1 protein-coding gene and 1 pseudogene are annotated in these 1,818 nt (G+C 47.4%); both read right to left on the bottom strand.

The genetic code is table 11. The features are described 5' to 3' along the window. Positions 1-298: 298 nt before the first annotated feature. Positions 299-1,336 (bottom strand): annotated as a pseudogene (locus F6K63_RS36715) (IS481 family transposase); the annotation flags it as partial. Positions 1,337-1,401: 65 nt separating this feature from the next. After that, a partial coding sequence (locus tag F6K63_RS36710) for a transposase family protein (protein ID WP_287314995.1) occupies positions 1,402-1,818 on the bottom strand: 417 nt, incomplete at its 5' end.

Below are 1,818 nucleotides of genomic sequence, written 5' to 3'. Positions count from 1 at the left end.
ACAAGCACTGGCATGCCAACTTTGGCGGCGAATTTGCTGGATGCAATGCCGAGCAATAGAAAGAGACCGGCGAACAGCATCAAGAGATTGATGGAGATCATGGTAACGGGATCGTTGATGTGTAGTAGGCGAGACTTAATCTGACACTGTTGACTTAAACAGCATTTCTCGAACGGGGGGTCTCATCTGTAGTGGAGTCGATGGACAAATGGTGATGCTTGGATGCCGTATCTAGTTGTGGTGGCGCTTGGAGCGGTTGGCTAGTCATGTTTGACAGCTCAAGTTGTTGTTCAGAAGCAAGCTTCTCGAGTCGCTTCTGTTGGGCTAAGTGCTGCGAGTCTCGGAAGGTCTGCATAGGTGTTCGTCCATCACAGTGTCGGCCAGAGTGAGTCCGTTCTCGATTGTAAAAGAGGAGCCACTGGTCGAGGTCGGCTTGTAACTGTTCAATGGAAGTATAAAGGGTTTTGCGAAAGGCGACTTGATAAAACTCCTCCTGAATGGTGCGATGAAATCTCTCACAGATGCCATTGGTCTGCGGTGAGCGTGCCTTGGTCTTGGTATGCTCGATTTCTTCAAGAGCTAAGTATAGCTGATATTCATGATGTTGCAAGGAGCCGCAATACTCAGTCCCTCGGTCGGTGAGGATACGCAAAAGTGGGACATCCTGTTCTTCAAAGAAGGGGATGACTCGGTCATTGAGTAGGTCCGCAGCGGTAATGGCATGTTTGCGCTCGTATAGCTTAACGATAGCGACTCGGGTGTAAGTATCAATGAAGGTTTGCTGGTAGATACGTCCGACGCCTTTGATTGTGCCTACGTAGTAGGTGTCTTGGCTGCCCAAATAGCCTGGATGCTCAGTCTCGATTTGCCCTTCAATCTCTCGCTGCTCCTGGCCTCGTTCCATCGCCTTGAGTTGGCCTTCGGTCAGAATCATTGATTCATTTTCTAGCAGGAGCTGTTCTAAGGCTTTGAGCCGTTTCTTGAAACTCTCTAAATCATGTCTTAACCAGATAGAACGTACGCCACCTGGCGAGACAAATTTGCCTTGCTTTTTCAGTTCATGGGAAACTCGCTGTTGCCCGTAAGCTGGATTATCGGTTGCAAATTTGAGCACTGCCTCTTCTATCTCTGGCGCAACTCGATTTGCCTTCAGTGGTTTACGGCGGCTTATCTCTCGTAATCCTTCTTCTCCCTTTTCATCGTACAACTCTCGGAATCGGTAGAAGCTGTCACGAGAATATCCCATGATTTTGCACGCTCGGCTTACATTGCCCAGCTCTTCGGCCAGTTTTAGCAAGCCTACCTTATTTTTGATGATCTTTTCTTCGGTTTTCATCTGACACTTTTCCTTTCTGTGATCTACTCACTTTATCACATGTGTCAGATTAAGTCTTGACTATTTCAGTTAATATCAGAAAACCAATCAAGTTCAGGAGGAAGCTCCTGTTTGAGCATGGCGTAATCATGGTTATGTCCGGTAAAGGTTTGGCCGAGAAAATAGATAAACTTGTCAACGCCAGCAATGACCATATTCTTGACCGTATGCTCTTTTTGTTTGCCGCTATAGTAAAGCCGCTGAGTCGCATTATCTTGAGAACGGCGATAGGCTCGCTCAGTAGCATCAATAATAATCCGCTCAACGCCAGCAAGAGCTGTTTTTAGTGCCTTTGGGTTTTCAAAGTGGCGGTGAGGCACCATTCCCATCTCCACCAACGTTTGGTGAAGAAGCGGGGAAAGCTTATGCACGTTGGTGTGAGCATTCGACCGACTCAAGTTGTATTCAGTTCCCAGAACGTCAAAGGTCGGATAGCTTTTGTG

This window comes from Moorena sp. SIO1G6 (assembly GCF_010672795.1).
Taxonomy (GTDB): Bacteria; Cyanobacteriota; Cyanobacteriia; order Cyanobacteriales; family Coleofasciculaceae; genus Moorena; species Moorena producens.
Note: the sequence above shows the minus strand (reverse complement) of the source record. Positions and strands in the feature narration are given on the sequence as shown.